The sequence below is a fragment of the Nocardioides yefusunii genome, from assembly GCF_004014875.1.
Classification (GTDB): domain Bacteria; phylum Actinomycetota; class Actinomycetes; order Propionibacteriales; family Nocardioidaceae; genus Nocardioides; species Nocardioides yefusunii.
The window spans coordinates 166772-183765 of sequence record NZ_CP034929.1 but is presented as its reverse complement, the minus strand read 5'-3'; the positions used below and the strand labels follow the sequence as shown (position 1 = coordinate 183765).

At 68.9% G+C, this 16994-nt stretch carries 18 protein-coding genes; 7 read left to right on the top strand and 11 right to left on the bottom strand.

What is annotated here, in order from left to right; genetic code table 11:
• Window positions 1–12 precede the first annotated feature (12 nt).
• The 4 genes from EOV43_RS00760 to EOV43_RS00745 all read right to left on the bottom strand — a co-directional run bounded on the left by EOV43_RS00760 (window position 13) and on the right by EOV43_RS00745 (window position 5328).
• Window positions 13–2769 (bottom strand): reprolysin-like metallopeptidase, encoded by a 2757-nt coding sequence (locus EOV43_RS00760; RefSeq protein ID WP_164878808.1) that lies wholly within the window; start codon window positions 2767–2769, stop codon window positions 13–15.
• Window positions 2770–3094: 325 nt separating this feature from the next.
• Window positions 3095–4054 (bottom strand): DUF5926 family protein, encoded by a 960-nt coding sequence (locus tag EOV43_RS00755; RefSeq protein ID WP_128219245.1) that lies wholly within the window; start codon window positions 4052–4054, stop codon window positions 3095–3097.
• A gap of 9 nt (window positions 4055–4063) precedes the next feature.
• Complete coding sequence (locus EOV43_RS00750) at window positions 4064–4843, bottom strand: glycerophosphodiester phosphodiesterase (RefSeq protein WP_128219244.1); 780 nt, start codon at window positions 4841–4843, stop codon at window positions 4064–4066.
• Between the two features lie 62 nt (window positions 4844–4905).
• Window positions 4906–5328, bottom strand: coding sequence for a GRAM domain-containing protein (locus tag EOV43_RS00745; protein ID WP_128219243.1), 423 nt, complete (start codon window positions 5326–5328; stop codon window positions 4906–4908).
• 169 nt (window positions 5329–5497) lie between these two features.
• Between EOV43_RS00745 and EOV43_RS00740 the strand changes: the two genes are divergently transcribed.
• On the top strand, window positions 5498–6139 hold the full coding sequence (locus EOV43_RS00740) for a hypothetical protein (RefSeq protein ID WP_128219242.1): 642 nt from the start codon (window positions 5498–5500) through the stop codon (window positions 6137–6139).
• A gap of 175 nt (window positions 6140–6314) precedes the next feature.
• Here EOV43_RS00740 and EOV43_RS00735 read toward each other — a convergent pair whose 3' ends face one another.
• Entirely contained in the window at window positions 6315–7178 is an 864-nt protein-coding gene (locus EOV43_RS00735) for an SDR family oxidoreductase (RefSeq protein ID WP_128219241.1), read from the bottom strand.
• Window positions 7179–7279: 101 nt separating this feature from the next.
• On the opposite strand from EOV43_RS00735, the gene EOV43_RS00730 reads away from it, so the two are divergent.
• Window positions 7280–7657, top strand: a complete 378-nt coding sequence (locus EOV43_RS00730; protein ID WP_128219240.1) for a winged helix-turn-helix transcriptional regulator — start codon at window positions 7280–7282, stop codon at window positions 7655–7657.
• A gap of 167 nt (window positions 7658–7824) precedes the next feature.
• On the opposite strand, the gene EOV43_RS00725 is transcribed toward EOV43_RS00730, so the two are convergent.
• The gene (locus EOV43_RS00725; protein WP_128219239.1) at window positions 7825–9039 is read right to left on the bottom strand and encodes an ATP-binding protein; all 1215 of its coding nucleotides are present in this window, start codon (window positions 9037–9039) and stop codon (window positions 7825–7827) included.
• A 154-nt stretch (window positions 9040–9193) separates the two neighbouring features.
• Between EOV43_RS00725 and EOV43_RS00720 the strand changes: the two genes are divergently transcribed.
• Window positions 9194–9625, top strand: coding sequence for a hypothetical protein (locus EOV43_RS00720; RefSeq protein ID WP_128219238.1), 432 nt, complete (start codon window positions 9194–9196; stop codon window positions 9623–9625).
• A gap of 111 nt (window positions 9626–9736) precedes the next feature.
• Window positions 9737–10624 (top strand): Fpg/Nei family DNA glycosylase, encoded by an 888-nt coding sequence (locus EOV43_RS00715; protein WP_128219237.1) that lies wholly within the window; start codon window positions 9737–9739, stop codon window positions 10622–10624.
• Between the two features lie 10 nt (window positions 10625–10634).
• Here the strand turns inward: EOV43_RS00715 and EOV43_RS00710 are convergent, their stop codons facing one another.
• The 3 genes from EOV43_RS00710 to EOV43_RS00700 form a co-directional block, all read right to left on the bottom strand.
• Entirely contained in the window at window positions 10635–10835 is a 201-nt protein-coding gene (locus EOV43_RS00710; protein WP_128219236.1) for a hypothetical protein, read from the bottom strand.
• Window positions 10836–10918: 83 nt separating this feature from the next.
• Window positions 10919–11593 (bottom strand): hypothetical protein, encoded by a 675-nt coding sequence (locus tag EOV43_RS00705; RefSeq protein ID WP_128316366.1) that lies wholly within the window; start codon window positions 11591–11593, stop codon window positions 10919–10921.
• Window positions 11594–11652: 59 nt separating this feature from the next.
• The gene (locus EOV43_RS00700; RefSeq protein WP_128219234.1) at window positions 11653–12273 is read right to left on the bottom strand and encodes a LysE family translocator; all 621 of its coding nucleotides are present in this window, start codon (window positions 12271–12273) and stop codon (window positions 11653–11655) included.
• A 144-nt stretch (window positions 12274–12417) separates the two neighbouring features.
• Between EOV43_RS00700 and EOV43_RS00695 the strand changes: the two genes are divergently transcribed.
• The 3 genes from EOV43_RS00695 (at window position 12418) to EOV43_RS00685 (ending at window position 15624) form a co-directional block, all read left to right on the top strand.
• Window positions 12418–12870 carry an Lrp/AsnC family transcriptional regulator gene (locus EOV43_RS00695; protein ID WP_128219233.1) on the top strand — a complete coding sequence of 151 codons (453 nt, stop codon included), beginning with the start codon at window positions 12418–12420 and terminating at the stop codon, window positions 12868–12870.
• 109 nt (window positions 12871–12979) lie between these two features.
• Window positions 12980–13966: a nuclease-related domain-containing protein gene (locus EOV43_RS15515; RefSeq protein ID WP_206611358.1), complete on the top strand. Its 987-nt coding sequence runs from the start codon at window positions 12980–12982 to the stop codon at window positions 13964–13966.
• Between the two features lie 131 nt (window positions 13967–14097).
• Window positions 14098–15624 (top strand): SulP family inorganic anion transporter, encoded by a 1527-nt coding sequence (locus EOV43_RS00685; RefSeq protein ID WP_128219232.1) that lies wholly within the window; start codon window positions 14098–14100, stop codon window positions 15622–15624.
• A 113-nt stretch (window positions 15625–15737) separates the two neighbouring features.
• On the opposite strand, the gene EOV43_RS00680 is transcribed toward EOV43_RS00685, so the two are convergent.
• Both EOV43_RS00680 and aat read right to left on the bottom strand, forming a co-directional pair.
• A complete protein-coding gene (locus tag EOV43_RS00680; RefSeq protein WP_128219231.1) occupies window positions 15738–16145 on the bottom strand; it encodes a hypothetical protein in 408 nt (135 codons plus the stop codon).
• 93 nt (window positions 16146–16238) lie between these two features.
• The gene (gene aat / locus EOV43_RS00675) at window positions 16239–16949 is read right to left on the bottom strand and encodes a leucyl/phenylalanyl-tRNA--protein transferase (protein WP_128219230.1); all 711 of its coding nucleotides are present in this window, start codon (window positions 16947–16949) and stop codon (window positions 16239–16241) included.
• Between the last annotated feature and the right edge of the window lie 45 nt (window positions 16950–16994).

Genomic DNA, 16994 nt, shown 5'->3' with positions numbered 1-16994 from the left:
GGCGGACGGCGTTCAGCCGGCCGGAGCCAGGCTCACCCGTGCCGGCGCACCCGTCACCGTCGCGTCCTCGTCACCGGTGACGGCAGCGACCGTCACGGCCAGGGCCCGTTCGGCACGGAACCCGGTCAGCGAGAGCTGACGACGCCCAGCAGGCAGCGTCACCTCACGGTTGCCCACAGTGACCGCCCACTCCTGCACAGTGGCACCGTACAGACGCGCCGGAGCGTCCCAGACCAGACGAGTGCCGGACGCGTCCTCGACGATCTCGACGTTGCGCGGCGCGGACGCCGGGGACGGCGCTGCAGCGCCTGCGTCACCCACGGTGAACGTCACCGCCGCGGGCGCGCTCTCCCCGCCCTCGTGAATCGCCTTCACCCGCACCGTGTGCTCACCTGCGGTCAGGCCGTGCAGCGTGTGCGCGAACGTGAACCCGTTCACGGCCGTCCACGGCCCGTCGTCCACGCTCAACCGGTAGGCCGCGAACGCCCCACCGTCGTCGAGGGGAAGGTCCCAGGCAACGTCGACCTCGTCGCCGACGACGGAGGCGCGCACCGCCTGCGGGACGGACGGGGCCGTCACTGCGTCACGCACGACGTACGGCACGCTCACGTCCCCGAGAGCCCCCCGGAGCGTGTAGAACCTGTTCCCGTCCTCCGTGAAGTACTTGGCGTCGGCGATCATTCGGGGGGCCGAAGCAGCGGTCGCGAAGAACGACTTCCCCCCGTTCCACATGATGTTGAACCGCGCACTGTCCGGGTCGTCCGACGGGATGAGATCGGGCGCATGGACGACCCTGAACTGGACGCTCCTCCCGTCCTCGCTCTTCAGTGCGGAGACGTGGAGGGGAGCCTTCGCAACGAGGTACGGAGTACGCACCGTCACCCACGGACCCGCGCCCGTGGCGTTGACCGCACGCACACGCACGTGCGTGCCCTGCTCGGGCAGGTCGGTCAGTCGGACGGACGTGACACCGGCCTCCACTTGCTGGACACGACGCCCGTCCACGGCCACCTCGTAGGTGAGAGCACCGGACCCGGGCTGCAGCGGCGCCTCCCAGGCGACCGTCACCGCTCCGGAACCCCGGGTCGCGACGGCCGTCACCCCGACAGGCTCACTCGGCGCCACAGCCGGCAGGTCGCAGCCGTCGCCGGAGACGGCGGCCACGTACTGCCCGTACGGGTGCACGCTTCCACCCGCCCATGTCGCACCGTTCGGGTCGCTGTCCATCCGCACGGTGTAGGTGACGTCGGGGTCGGCCTCGAAGTCGAGCGTGGCGCCCAGCCCAGCAGCTCGCGTCGCGGTTCCCGCCTTGGTCGTCTCGGTGGCGGTCGCCACGACCGTGTCGCCGTCGAAGAGTCGGATCCGCGCATCGAACCCGGGGTTGAGCTTCGCGGCCGGCTCCACCCTGACCCGGACGCTGCCGGTGCAGCGGAACGTTCCGAGCACCGCCGATCGGTTCATTCCGTCGGGGAAGTACCTGGACTGGGTACTGCCCGACCACTTGCCGGTCACCAGGCCGGCCCTCGCGACGGGCACGCCGGAGGAGTCCGCGGGGCGGATCAAGCCGAGCGACCTGTACGCGAGGCTCGTCCCCTGGCCGGACCCGCCCAACACGTAGTCACGTTCCTCGCGCGTAAAGTAGAACGCCGCCGCAGAACTCGCGTAGTCCATGATCAACGCACTGAAGGCGGTCGCCGAGGATCCCTGCGCGATCTGCTGCTGGTACGGCGGGTTCTCGAAGGAGTGCCGGAGATTGAAGTTGTGACCGAACTCGTGCGAGATCGTCGAGGCAAACGCCGCGTCGGAGCCTTCTCGCAGAGGCGTGGCGAACACCAACGCAGGTGAGTCGTCGTACCCCCTGGTGCGAGACGTCCCCACGTAGGCGAGGCCGACCGTCCCGCCCACCGCGGACGGGGTGTCCGTGGGATCGATCCCCACGACGAGCTTGGAGTTGACGGTGGTGCGCGTGAGGGACGGTGAGATCACGACCCGCAGCGCGTGCTTGTCCGTTCCCCCGAACAGGCTCGCGGGCGGCTCCCGGGTGGTGACGTCGACGTCGAAGAACGAGTAGTGCTCCGCCACCATCTGCCAGATCCTCTGGACCCGGATCCTCTCCGCGTCGCTGAAGGCGGGACCGTCGCCAGCCGGGTCCCATGCGTTGGCGCGTTGACCGGCCAGCCCGGGCCACACCGTCCCGGGCGCGAAGGTGTGGCCGTCGAAGTCGAGGTGCAACGTGATCGGCGCGCCCTGGGGCGCGGAGTGCAGGCGGAACGTGTCCTCGAGTGGCGCGATCGCTCCCGCCGCGGACGCCCCTGAGGCGGCGCTGCCGCTGGTCGCGAACCCGGACGTCTCCGGGTCTCCTTCCGCCTCAGGTATGGGCTGCGTCGCGTCGCCGTGCCCGTGATCGTGGTCGTGGTCGTTCGACGCGGCCGCACCGTGGCCCTCCAAGGTGTCGGCGTAGAACAGACGTCCCGAGGGGTCGATGTGCAGGGTCGCGTCGTTCTCGAGGGTCTCGGCAACCTCCGCCTCACTCCAACCGTGCGCTTCCGCGACGGCGGCGAGGTCCTTGCCCTCGCGTCCACCGAGTACCTCGAGAGCCTCCGGTCCCGACATCACCGACGGCAGCTCGACGATGGGCTCCACGGCCAACGGCGGTGCTGCCTCGGCGTCCTGACCGGCGGTGGACTGCCCCAGGATCACGGCTCCGGAGACCGCCGCGACGGCCATGGCCGTCGACACTGCGAGCACTGCACGGGCACGAACGGACACGCGACGCCTTGATACACGGAACACGTCCCCCATGATCTCGTTTCACGAACTGGTTGTGCAGCAAAACACCGAAATCAATGGACTCGGCCCAAGAATCGCCGCGGTACTCACTCCGCGAATGCGCGAAGGGCCGCTTCTCCTGTGCGGAGAAACGGCCCTTCGTCAGAGGCTTGGCGCCCAGCCGTTGTCGACGGGGGATACGACAACGACCAGGCAGTCACAATTTACGACACCGCGCGATGCGCGATCCGCCAAGGCGGCGAAGATCCGACAACTTCTTATATGCCGGACACTTTGTACCGCCTGGAAGTGTGGCTGACGCCGATCAGCGAATGGTGACCTGTCGGTTCAGCAGACCCGCGCGGGCCGAACGCTGCTCGGCGTTCAGCGGGGACTTCAGCTTCATCGTCTTGTTGAGCGCGGTGCGGAACTTCTGTGCCGGCATGTCGATCGCCTTGGCACCGGTGCCGACCGGGAGGTCCCAGACGGGGACGAGCAGGCCGTGGGCACGGAACATGCCGACGAAACGTCCGCCCTCGACGAGGTTGTCCTCACCGGCGACGTGCAGACGGGCCAGCGCGTCGAGGAGGACGTCCTCGTCGTGCGGCATGACCCAGCGCAGGTGCTCCTTGGTGCCGACGTTGGTCCAGTAGGCACCGTCGACGCGCTTGAGACGCGCGGAGGGGAAGATCGACTCGTTGGCGTCCTCGAGGGCGTGCATGAAGTCGTGGCCGGGCTCCTCGACGTCGGAGACCCAGAACTCGTAGGTGTCCTCGACGGTGACGTCGAGGGTCTCGTTGGCGACGAGGTCCTGCAGACGCGGACCCTCACCCGGAGCGGCGTTGAGGCCGACGATGCCGGACTCGCCACGCTCGGCCTGCTCCAGCGCCTTCAGCAGGACGGCACCCAGGTCGCGCGAGGGGTCGCCGTAGTTGTGCTGGACCTGCAGGCCCAGCCACACCTCGCCGGAGTCGCGCACCATCGCGGGCGCGCCGACCGGGAGGGCGGTGTTGAGGCGGACGACCGTCTTGCCGGCGCCGACGACGCCCTCGGCCAGCTCCAGCGGAGCGGTACCGGCGTGCACGAACTCGCGCAGCGCAATCAGGTCGCACTCGCCCGGCATGCCCTCGAAGGGACGCGCGACGTACGGGGTGGTCACGCCGCCGGCGGCACCGTGGCACGCCTTGTAACGCTTGCCGGAACCACAGGGACAGGGCTGACGCGGGCCGACCTCTCCCTCAGCGAGGGGGGCAGCTGCGACGTTCTTGCGGGACTTCTTCGCCATGGGGCAAAACTACCCGTCGAGCAGCTCCAACATGTATCCCGGACGGTCACTGATGACCGCCTTGACGCCGAGGGAGAGGCACAGGTCGAGGTCCTTGCGGCTGTTCACCGTCCAGACGTGGATGTCGCGTCCCGACGCCACCAGCCGCTTCGCCAGGCCCGGGTGGGCCCGCAGTTCCTTGACGCCGGGCCCGACGATCCAGTCCGGCCCGATGACGCGACGCAGCATCGGCCACAGGTGCGCCTTCTCGATCAGCTGCACCAGGCGGACGTCGGGAGCGAGCCGTTCGACGCGCTGCAGAGCCGTCCAGGAGAAGCTCATGACGCGCACCGGGGAGTCCGGCCCGTCCCACCCGAACTCACGCAACAGCTCGACGAGCTTGCGCTCCACCGCGCTGCCGTAACGCACCGGATGCTTGGTCTCGACGGCGATCTCCACCCGACGCGGGTAGTCACGCACGGTCTCGAACAGCCTGCGCAGCGTCAGCACCGAACGATGACTGCGGTCGGCGTCGAACCGGTCCTCGTCGAGCTCGCCCCACGGGTTCTTCCACGCCGTGAAGTCGAGCTGGTCGAGGTCGGCCAACGTCTTGGTCGACACCACGCCCTTGGTCTGCCCGGTGCGCCGCAGGTCGCGGTCGTGGAAGCAGACCAGGTGACCGTCAGCGGTCAGTCGGACGTCGCACTCAAGCCCTTCCGCACCGGCGTCCAGGGCAGCGATGTACGCGCCCAGCGTGTGCTCGGCCTTCTCGAAGCTGGCGCCACGATGGGCGACGACCTGAGGTCTCATGACCTCGATTGTGCTCCTGCTCCGCGTCGGTTCCGATTTCTCGTCTCACCCACCGCCACGGATCAGGCGATGCCGCGCAGACTCCGACGCCCACGCCAGTACTCGTCCACCAGCGTCATCATCTGCACGCACAGATGCCGTTCCACCGCGTTGCGGTGCGTCGGGAAGAAGAACGCCTCCACCGGTCGGGCGTCGTGCTCGGCGACCACCCGGAACGCGTGGAAGGCCGCGAATCGCTGCGGCTGCTCGACGCCGAGGACGTCGTCGAGGGAGATCTCGAAGGCGGTGCCCTCGGGGTCGCGCGGGTCGACGCTGCGCCACAGCAACCGGTGGCTGGTGAGGAAGAGCGTCCCCGACGCCTCCACCGTGCCTTCGACCCGACGCAGGTGCGCGTGGTGCACGGGCTCCTCACCTGCCCCGAGAACCGGGCGCACCAGCTGCCAGAAGGGGCCGTCGGACAGGCGCTGCGCAAGGTCGGGACTCATGGGCCGGACCGTAGGCATCGAGTTCGCAACCCCGCAGGAGTACGGCGACCAACCACCCGAATGATTCTCGACGGGTGACCCTTTCGGGCCATGGGCCCGACGGGAGGACGGGGTGTCGACGTTGACCTACCGTGAAAAGGAAAGGTCGTTTCCCTCTGGAGGTGACGCGATGGTGCCTCGTGTGGCCCAACGCCTGTGGTCCCGCGTCCTGTTCACGTTCCTGTTGATGGTCACGCTGGCACTGGTCCTCGCCGTGCGCGTGCCCTCCTCGCCGTCGGCGAACGAGGAGCAGGAGGCCGCCACCGCTGCATTCCTGGCGAGCAACGAGGTGAGCGTCGACCTCTCGGCCCCCCCGACACGCGAGCAGTTGGCGGTCGCCGACGGCCGCGGAACCGTCTACCACCGCAAACCCGACGGCAGCCCGTTCGACGTGTCGGTGCGGATGGCCGACGGCCACCTGATCAGGCTGGAGGCGACCTTGGTGGCCGTCACCACGCGTGACGGTGGCGCGCCGGTGGAGATGCTCGTCGCCCACGACGACATCAGCCCGGCCGAGCTGCGCGCGACGCTCGACATGGCCGTCGCCGACCTCGGGGTGGAACCGCTGTGGGCCCGCACCGCGCTGGAGGACGTCCGCAGGGCGAAGCTCCGCAAGACGCGGTTCAGCGAGTACCTGAGCGCTCAGTCGATCGCGTTGCCCGAGCACGTCTCGTTCGACCCCAGCGTGAAGGACGGCGTCATCTCGTTGCACGTCCGGATCTCGTGGACGCCGCCGACCTTGGGTGACGGGGTCGTCTCCGTCAACGGGTGAACGCTGCCTCGTCGCGCTCCCTGTTCCCCTGCCCCCCTGCCGGACGTCATAGGAATCGGGGCCTCTGCGCCCGGGTTCCTATGACGTCCCGACGGCCTTGACCCCGGACGTCATAGGAATCGGGGCCTCCAGCCCCGGATTCCTATGACGTCCCGCGGGTCAGAGGGTCAGAGGGTCAGCCGAGCTGGGCCGCGGCGGCACGCACGGCGTCATGGATCGAGGTCGGGACGCGACCGATCAGCTGCTCCAGGTCGTCGGAGGCGACGAAGAGGTCGCCCTGCGCCGCGCCCTGCTCGGAGGAGACGAGGACGTCGACGAACGGCGCAGGGACGCCGGAGTCGGCGAGGACCTGGGCGTAGGCCTCGGCCGAGAGGTCGGTGTAGACGACCTCGGTGCCGGTGACGTCGGTGACGGCGGCGGCGATCTCGGGCATCGTCACCGCGTGGCCACCGAGCTCGTAGACCTCGGCAGGCTCCTTCGCGACGAGAACGGCGGCTGCGGCCTCGGCGAAGTCCTGACGCGTGGCGGGGCTGACCTTCGCGTCGCCCGTCGCACCGAGGATCGCACCGTGCTCGAGCTGGGTGGCGAGCTGACCGGTGTAGTTCTCGGTGTACCAACCGTTGCGCAGGAAGGTGTGCGCCAGACCGGAGGCGAGGATCAGTTCCTCGGTGGCGCGGTGCTCGACGGCAAGGCTCAGCATGCTGTTCTCGACGTTGGCCAGCGACGTGTAGGCGATGAAGCCGACGCCGGCCTCCTTCGCTGCCTCGACGACGTTGGTGTGCTGCGCAATCCGCTGACCGACCTCGGAGCCCGAGATCAGCAGGAGCCGGTCGACGCCGTGGAACGCGGCAACCAGGGCCTCCTTGTCGCTGTACTCGGCGACGTGGGTCTGGACGCCGATCGGGGCGAGTTCGGCGAGCTTCTGCGGGTTGCGGCCGATCACGACGACGTCGGACGCGGCGAACCCGTGCTTCTCGACGAGGGCGTCGACGACGAGACGGCCGAGCTGGCCGGTGGCTCCGGTGACTGCGATGCGCATGGTGTGGTCCTTTGGCGTAGGGGTTCCGACACTTCTCCGAACCAGCACCTCACTGCAATACTTCCCAAAAGTTAGTACGCACTTTGAAGTCAGGTACGCACATGCAGGTAAGTACGCCCCCGGCCCCCGTGCTCGACGCACCGCCCGTCCCGGAGGTCTTCCCCGCCGGATGCCCGTCGCGGACCCTGCTCGACCACGTCGTCAGCAAGTGGGGCGTCCTGATGCTGGTCTCGCTCTCGGAGCGCCCGCACCGGTGGAGCGAACTGCGTCGTCGGGCCGAAGGAATCAGCGAGAAGATGCTGGCCCAGACGCTCAAGACCTTGGAGAACGACGGCCTCGTCGTCCGCGAGCAGGCACCGGTGATGCCGCCGCGCGTCGACTACTCCCTCACCGAGCGCGGCCACGAGGTCGCGACACTCCTGCGTCCGTTGCTGCACTGGGTCGGCGAGAACGCCGAGGAACTGCTCGGCGAGAACTGAGCGCTCCCCGCGCCTCCCCCGCGCCTCCCCTCGCCTCCCCGCCCCGGACGTCATACGAATCAGGGCCCCTGGGCCGCGATTCCTATGACGTCCCGAGGGCTTGGCCGGGGACGTCATAGGAATCCGGGGCTCTGCCCCTCGATCTTTATGACGTCCCGCAGCGGGCTTCAGGCCTGGGCGAGCAGGTACTTCCCGAAGTGCGGCACCGTGAACGCGATCTTGCCGCGTTCGCCGGAGTAGATCAGCCCCTTCTTGAGCAGCGCGTCGCGTGCCGGCGAGAGCGACTGCGGCTTCTTCCCGAGCATGTCGGCGACCGCTGCAGTGGGGACCGACCCGACGTCGTCGACCTGTTCTCCACCGTCGGCAGCGATCTTCAGGGCGACCTCGGCCATGGCACGCAGGTACTCGCGCTCGCCGGGCGTCGCGCGTTCGTAGCGGGAGCCGAAGAAACCGACCGCGAGTTCGGCCTCGGCCTCGGGGGCGGCGATCGCGACGTCCTCGGCGGTGATCGGTGAAGCGGGCGCGCGGTCCCAGACCGCCTTGCCGTAGGCCTGGATGAAGTAGGGATAGCCGCCGGTCGCGGCGAAGAGCGCCTCGAGCGCGGCCTCGGCGTAGAAGGCGTCCTCGTCCTCGGCAGGGACGGTGAACGCGACGTCGGCGGCCTCGCGAGTGAGCCGGTCGATGCGCTGGTAGGAGAAGAGGCGTTCGGAGTACGACTTCGACGCGCTCAGCACCGCAGGGAGGTGCGGGAGACCCGCGCCGACGACGATCACTGGTAGCCCGGACTGGCTCATCTCGTGGCAGGCGGCGCAGAGCGCAGAGACGTCGTCGGGGCCGAGGTCCTGCATCTCGTCGATGAAGACGGCGACGCCCTTGCCAACGTCCTGGGCGAGGCCACCGATGTCGGTGAAGAGTTCGACGAGGTCGATCTCGATGTCGCCGGAGTCAGCGCGACCGCGGACGACGGGGGCGTCGATCCCGGGGTTCCACTGCTCGCGCAGTTTGGCGCCTCCTCCGGCGTCGCGTTGGGCGAAGGATCGGATGACGCCGAGGACGTGGTCGGCCTCGCCGGGCTGGGGGTGGCCGAGTTCGCGGACGGCCTGGTGGAGCGCGGAGGCGAGCGGGCGGCGCAGGCCTTGGTCGGGGCGCGCTTCGAGCTTGCCCGTCCCCCACCGTTTGCGGACTGCCGCCGAGCGCAGCGCGTTGAGCAGGACGGTCTTGCCGACGCCGCGGAGTCCGGTGAGGACGATCGAGCGTTCGGGGCGGCCGCGTTGGACGCGTTCGAGGACGACGTCGAACGCGTCGAGTTGATCGCCTCGCCCGGCGAGCTCGGGTGGGCGTTGGCCGGCGCCGGGCGCGTAGGGGTTCCTGATCGGGTCCACGATCGGAACGTATCGACCGTTCTAGCGGCGGTGACAGATTTCGCCAGAGTGTCGGATCGACGTTTCTCCGATTGATCCGTCTAACCGTTTCTAGATTGTTCGCTAGATATCTGGATATCGGTGCAGCGTCGCGTCGCGACGGCAGAATCGCCCCATGCAACCCCTCGTCTTCGGCGTCACCACCCGCGGCGAACGCCTCCAGTGGACCGTCGACGGGGCACCCCTGCGCAACGTGGTTCCCGGACTCAAGCAGGCTGACACCTTCGGCGACCCGAACTACTCGCCCCAGCACCAGATGCTGCTCGCTCTCCTCGGCGAGGAGTCCCCCGAACGACGCTTCGAGGTCCGGATGGCCACCGGTGAAGTCATGGTCGCCTCGGACTGCAGCCCCGCCTGCTGCCCGGCCGTCACCGCCCGCGTCGAACTCACCGAGACCGAAGCGATCTGGCACGACATCGCGTGGCGCGACTGGTGGGACGGCTCCTTCGCGTACGGCAGCAGCCCAGAGACGCTCCGCTTCGGCCGCGCCTCGTATGAGGCGACGATCCGGGAGCTGCTCGCGGCCATCCCGGACAAAGAGCTCTGATTCGTCGACCACCACGTCGGCAGTTCGAGCCGATTCGGCCCTCCCGAGGCCGAAAACACGCGAACTGCCGACATGGTGGTCACGCCGCCCCGCGACGCCTAGGTTGGAGGAGTGCCTGAGCTCCCCGAGGTCCACGCGTTGGCCCACGATCTCGACCGCCGCCTGCGCGGACGCGCGATCACCCGCGTCGACCTGGCGTCGTTCCAGGCACTGAAGACCTTTGATCCGCCGCTGACAGCACTCCACGGCACGATCGTCGAGAGCGTCACCCGGCACGGCAAGTTCCTCGACGTCGACGCCTCGGGCGTGCACCTGGTGATCCATCTGGCCCGGGCCGGCTGGATCCGGTGGCTCGACGACGTCCCCGCCACGCCCCCGAAGCCGGGCGGCAAGTCACCGCTCGCGGCCCGCGTCACCCTCGACGAGGACGACGACGGTTCCGGCTTCACGCCGGGCCTGTCGATCACCGAGGCGGGGACCAAGAAGTCGCTCGCGATCTGGGTGACCACCGACCCGTCGTCGATCGAGCAGATCGCCCGCCTCGGCCCCGACCCGCTGGAGGAGACCTTCACCCGCGACGTCCTCGCGCAGATCCTGAGCGACGCCGGGCGGGCACAACTCAAGGGCGTCCTGCGGCACCAGGGCACCATCGCAGGCATCGGGAACGCGTACTCCGACGAGATCCTGCACGCCGCCCGGATGAGCCCCTACAAGGCATCGAACTCACTCGACGACGCCGAGATCACCACCCTCTACGACGCCCTGCGCTCGACGCTGACCACCGCCGTCGAGCGAGCCACCGGGACCCCCGCCGCCGACCTCAAGGCGGAGAAGAAGGCAGCGATGGCCGTCCACGGACGCACCGGCGAGGCATGCCCGGTGTGCGGCGACGTCGTGCGGGAGGTGTCGTTCGCGGACCGTTCGATGCAGTACTGCGCGACCTGTCAGACCGGCGGGAAGGTGCTGGCCGATCGGCGGATGAGCAAGCTGCTCAAGTGAGCGTGGGCCCTCACAGGACGTCGAGGATGCGACGCACGATCGCAACGGGGATCCGGAAGAACAACGCGAACACCGACTCGGCGACCACGTCGCTGGCTGCCTCTCCCGTCCCGCGTGCAGCCTTGCGCCCCCGGCGACGTCCGCGCTTGGCCACGGGGCGCGCGCTCGGACCGGCAGCGCCCGCGAACGGGTCACCCTCGATGTCACTCATGCCTCTCACCCACGCGCCCATTCTCATCGAGCGCCCGACTGACCGCAGCAGTTCGGGACGGTGCTCCAGGGCGGTACCGGGCGTCAGGGCAGCAGCGCCGCGACCTGGACGTAGGTGAACCCCATGCCCCAGGCCGGGTTCCACGGTCCGCCGAGCCATCGGTAGAGGTTGGCGTCAGCGTCGTCGGTGAGCGCAGCCAGGACGAACGGGGAACGTCGGGCGTCCTCGCCGAGGACAAGGGCCACGTGGTCACCGATCTCAGGCAGGGGCGCGCCGTCGACCCACCGCACCTCCAGCTTGCGTCGCACGCCGGCGTTCGCGCCGTCGGCGAGCACTTCGGTCCCGTCGAGGGCGAGGTGGACGACGACGGCCTGCTCACCTGCTCCCCCGCCGCCGGCCGTCCGGGGCGGCGTGCGGGTGCCGCGTCCCTCGACCTCAGCGGTGACGACACGGTCCACCCGGTCGCTCGCGACGAAGGCGGCCAACGTCGGGGCCGCGTACCCGTCCGGGAGCGCGGTGACGGCGGCCGGGGAAGGCGTCGCTCGCTCGGCCACCGGCAGCGACGAGGGCTGGATCGCCTGTTCACGGATGCGAGCTGCCGACGTCGGGGAATCGCTCGGCGTCGGAGCGTCCGCACCTCCACGCGCAACCCCACTGACCACGGGGACCACCACCAGCACGGCGAGGAGCACTGTCGCCGCGGCGCCTGCGCACTTCGCCAGCACAGATGCACCGTTACCATTCCGAGACAATTGCACGCGGCGACTCTAGGCGGCGCTCTCCGCCATGCCGACGGGCGGGGAGGCGACGACGCGCGTCAGTGGAGCAACTGCTCCCACAGCAGGTAGCTCGCGACGACCAGCAGGATGCAGCCCGAGAACCGCGTCACCCACATGGCCACCACGGGCCGGGTCCGCAGCACGATCCGAGCACTGACGCCGACGGCCGTGTAGATGACGAACGATCCGGCGATGTGCAGGCAGCCGAGCGCGATCACCTGCAGCCACATCGGCCAGTCCGAGGCGGTGTCGGTGAACTGCGGCAGCAGCGCCATCAACAGCAGCAGCACCTTCGGGTTGAGTCCGGAGACGCCGAACCCGGTCAGGGCTTCCCGCTTCCACGAACCCGACTCGTCGGCCTTGCCCTCGGCGACAGCCGCCTCCTGGGTGCGCAGCATCGAGATGCCGAGCCACACCAGGTAGACGACGCCGATCAGCGTCAGGCCTTCGAGCAGGCCAGGGGTGGCAGCCATGACGGCAGCGAGTCCGAGCGCGACGAGCAACGTCACCAGGAAGTGGCCGCTGAGCATCCCGAGGACGGCGGGCGTGACGCGGCGGTGCTTGAGGCCCGCGCTGATGGCGTAGGCCCAGTCGGCGCCGGGCGTCATCGCGAACATCACCGAGACGCCCCAGAAGGCTGCGACGGTGCCGGGGTTCATGCGGTTCTCCTGGGGACGACGTCCGGCACTCCTGACGGTCCTGGAGGCGGGGGAACGGACGCTGCTGAAAGGTTACGTTCGATCAGCCAGAAGGTGTTTCCAACTTCTTCCGCTCCCGGCCCGATCCGGGGGAAGATCTTCTGCATGGACGTCATTGACCGGAAGATCCTTGCCTCGCTCCAGCAGGACGGGCGGCTCACCGTCACCGAACTGGCCGAGCAGGTGGGTCTCAGCGTCTCCCCCTGCCACCGTCGTCTGCGGGCGCTGGAGAAGTCGGGCGCGATCGCCGGTTACCGCGCGCACCTCGACCACGCGATCCTCGGCTTCGGCTTCGAGGCACTCGTCTTCGTCACCATGCATTCGGCCGACCGCACCACCCTCGCCGCGTTCGAGGAGGCCGTCGCCCTGGTCCCCAACGTCCAGCAGGCACAGCGCCTCTTCGGCGACCCCGACTTCCTGCTCCGCGTCGTCGCCCGCGACCTCGCCGACTTCCAACGTCTCTACGACGAACGTCTCAGCGACCTGCCCGGCGTCCGACGTCTCACCTCGACGTTGGTGATGAAGTCGATCGTCGAGGACGCACCTCTCCCCCTCTGACGCCACGCGCACATTCTTGGCGCACCCCATCTGTGACGGCGGCGCGTCGTTGCCGCCGACCTGCGCGAACCAAGGACACCGCCCATCGCACAGAGCGAAGATCAGCAATGTGGAAGCGCAGAACCTGACCGTCACCCGCTGGAAGCGCTGGGGCAAGGACCGGCTCTACGTGAAGGACGCCGAAGACGCACAGCTCGGATGGTGGGATCTCGCCACCGGCGAGGCGCACCCCGAGGACCCCGAACTGCTTGACGTCGTCTCCACCGCCGCCATGAACTGGTGCACCGAGAACGACGTCCCGCCCTACCAGCCCGCGCCGGCCGACCCTGAAGCCGGCGCCGACGCGGACGCGGACGCAGACGAACTCGACGTCGCCCCGGACCCAGTCGTCCACCCCGAGGTGCCCACCGGATCCGACGAGGACGAGGACGAGGACGACGAGCAGGTCGACGACGCGTCAGCCCCGATCGAACCGTGGACGGACCTGGCAGGCAACCGCGCCGGAGCCGGGGCCCGCGACATCGCGACCACCAAACGCGATGCCGCCCCCACCAAGACGTTCTTCGCCCGACTCCTCGGTGTGCACACCGAGGAACGGGCATGGCGACTCGGCGCCGCAGGCGAGGAGAAGGTCGCCGCGAAGCTCGCCCACCTGACCAAGCAGGACCCCCGCTGGCGAGTCCTGCACAACATCCCGGTCGGCACCCGCGGCTCCGACATCGACCACCTCGTTGTCGGTCCGGGCGGCCTGTTCACGCTGAACACGAAGTTCCACCCGTTCAAGAAGATCTGGGTGGGTGGCAACACATTCATGGTCGACGGAGTCAAGCAGCCGTACATCCGCAACTCGCGGTTCGAGGCGAAGCGTGCCACCGACCTCCTTGAGGCCCGCACTGGGCTGCCGGTTCGCGCTCACGGCGTCGTCGTCACCGTCCGTGCTGGCGAGTTCGTCGTGAAGGCCCAGCCCGTCGGCGTCACAGTCGTCCAGCGCGGGGACCTCGTCCCCTGGCTGCGACAGCACGGCGAAGTCCTCACCGACGCCCAGGTCGAGGAGATCTTCGAGGCTGCACGACGCTCCACGACCTGGCGCAACTGAGCCGCAACTGTGCGCTTGAGGGCCTAGAACGGCCCGAAAACCACCGGGAGTGAACAGTTTCTGCTCATTCACTGCTCACCCCTCACGCTCGCTAACCTGATTCGTCAGCAGAACGAGTAGCAAGGACTTTCGTGAGCACCCCCACCCCCGCGTCGACGCCAGCACCGCCGGCGCTCGACACCGACAACTCCGTGCGCAGCGTGCTGCGTTCACCCCGACGTCTGCGCACCGAGGCGCTCGCCGGTCTCGTCGTCGCGCTCGCGCTGATCCCGGAGGCGATCGCGTTCAGTGTGATCGTCGGGGTCGACCCGCGCGTGGGCCTGTTCACCTCGGTGATCATGGCGATCTCGATCGCGTTCCTGGGCGGACGCCCCGCGATGATCTCGGCCTCCACCGCGGCGGTCGGCGTCGTCGTCGCGCCGGTGATGAAGGAGTACGGCTACGACCACCTGGTCGCGACTGTCATGCTCGGCGGCCTGTTCCAGATGCTGATGGCGTTCGCGGGCGTCGCGAAGCTGATGCGGTTCATCCCGCGTTCGGTGATGGTCGGGTTCCTCAACGCCCTCGCGACGCTGGTCCTGCTCTCCCAGTTCGACCATGTCATCGACGTCCCCTGGCAGGTGTACCCGCTGGTCGCGCTCGGCCTGGTGGTGATCCTCGGCTTCGGCCGGATCACCCAGGTGGTGCCCGCGCCGTTGGTAGGCGTCGTCGTGGTGACGCTGGTCTGCGTCCTCGCGAACATCGAGGTCCCCACGGTCGGCGACCAGGGCAAGATGCCCGACTCCCTGCCCGAGATCTTCATTCCCGACGTCCCCCTCGACCTCGAGACGTTCAAGGTGATCGCGCCGTACGCGTTCGCGATGGCGATCGTGGGTCTGTTGGAGTCGCTGCTGACGGCCAAGCTCGTCGACGACATCACCGACACCGGCTCCAACAAGTCGCGTGAGGCGTTCGGTCAGGGCTGCGCCAACCTGCTCGCCGGCCTCTTCGGCGGCCAGGGCGGCTGCGCGGTGGTCGGTCAGACGATGATGAACGTCAAGAACTCCGGTGCCCGCACCCGCGTCTCGACGTTCCTCACCGGCCTGTGGCTGCTGGTCCTGGTGATCGGGCTGGCCGACGTCGTCGCGGAGATCCCGATGGCCGGTCTGGTCGCGGTGATGATCATCGTCGCGTTCACCGCGTTCGACTGGCACTCGATCACCCCCGCGACACTGAAGCGGATGCCGAAGTCGGAGACGTTCGTGATGCTCTGCACCGTCGTGCTGACGCTGGCCACGCACAACCTCGCGATCGGTGTCGGCGGCGGCACCCTGGTGGCGATGGTGCTCTTCGCCCGTCGCGTCTCGCACATGACGGCGACCAAGCGCAGCCTGCGTCGTGACCTGTCGGGCGGCGACCAGTCCGAGTACGCCCACTACCGCGTCACCGGGCAGCTCTTCTTCGCCTCCTCCAACGACCTCTACACGCAGTTCGACTACGCCGGTGACCCCGCGCGCGTCGTCATCGACCTGTCGCAGGCCAACGTCTGGGACGCCTCCAGCGTCGCGGCGCTCGACGGCATCGAGGCCAAGTACGCCTCGCGTGGCAAGCAGGTCACGATCGTCGGTCTCGACGAGGCCAGCGCGGCTCGCCACGGTCGCCTCACCGGGACGCTCTGATCCCCTGGGGCGATGCCTCCTCACGCAATTGTGGGATTGATGCACCGACACGCCGTGGCGGTGGCATCAATCCCACAATTGCGTTCCGGCCGAAGGCCGGGAGCGGCTCAGCGTCAGAAGCAGACGCTGTTGCCGAAGGTGATGAACTGGTTCATGCGGAGCTCGTCGATCTCCTTGACGCCCTTGGTGAGCGCCTTCTCGACCTGACGCTGGGTGGCGTCGTCGGGGAGCGAGGAGACCCGCTCGACCCACATCGTCAGCCCCAGCACCTCGTCGGCCGACATCTCGACCGGAGCGACCATGTCACCGACCGCGGCGGCGAAGGTCTTCATCCCCGCAACGATGTCGGACTCGTCCTGCTCGGAGATCGTTTCGGCGTCCACGAACGGGCGGTACGCCTCGCAGTACTCGTCCACGGTCGCAGCCTGCGGGCCCGGGTCAACCGTCTCGCTCTCGCTGCTGCAACCGGTCAGAAGGGCAGCGGTCAACGCGCAAGCAGCCAGGGGACGAACGAACCTCATGGGCACAGATTGCCCCATGCATTGCCCGCGGGCACGCATCGGGGCGGTGATGGTCGACACAACCCGTCACGACGACGCCCCGGACCACGCCCGTCAGGGCTTCCAGACTCCCGGCCCGCGCGTGAACGCCTGGGGCAGCGGTACGCCCTGGGCCAGCACCAATGCGCGCTGGTACTCGCTGCGGCCGCGCTCGACGACGCCCAACGACGCCAGGTGCGGGGTGCTCCACTGCACGTCCAGGACCCGCCGTGCGACGTGCTCATCGCTGAGCATCTGAACCAAGGCCACCAGCGCCACCTTCGAGGCGTCACGGACGTGGTGGAACATCGACTCCCCCGCGAACAGGCCGTCCACGGCGACGCCGTACAGGCCTCCGACGAGCCGGCCGTCCTGCCAGGCCTCCACCGAGTGCGCCCATCCCAGCCGGTGCAGTTCGGTGTAGGCGTCGAGGATGTCGTCGTCGATCCAGCCGTGCTCGCGCGAGGGGTCACCACAGGCCTTCATGACGTCGACGAACGCGGTGTCGACGCGGATCTCGAAGTCACGGCAGGCACGGCGCAGCGACCGCGACACCGTGAACTCCTCAAGTGGCAGGACGCCGCGCGCGACCGGGAAGAACCAGTAGAAGCCGTCGAGCTCGTCGTCGGCGGGCATCGGGAACAGGCCGCTGCGGTAGGCCTGCAGCAACGTCCCGGGCTCCAGGTCGGCACCGATCGCGACGAGGTCGTCCTCAGGGTCGAGGCGCTTGAGGTCGCGCACGACCTCGGAAAGACCCCAGGGGGACGGAGCGGGTTCGACGGGCACGTCGTCGAGGGTAGCGAGAGCGCGAACCGGATGCCCCCTCTGGAC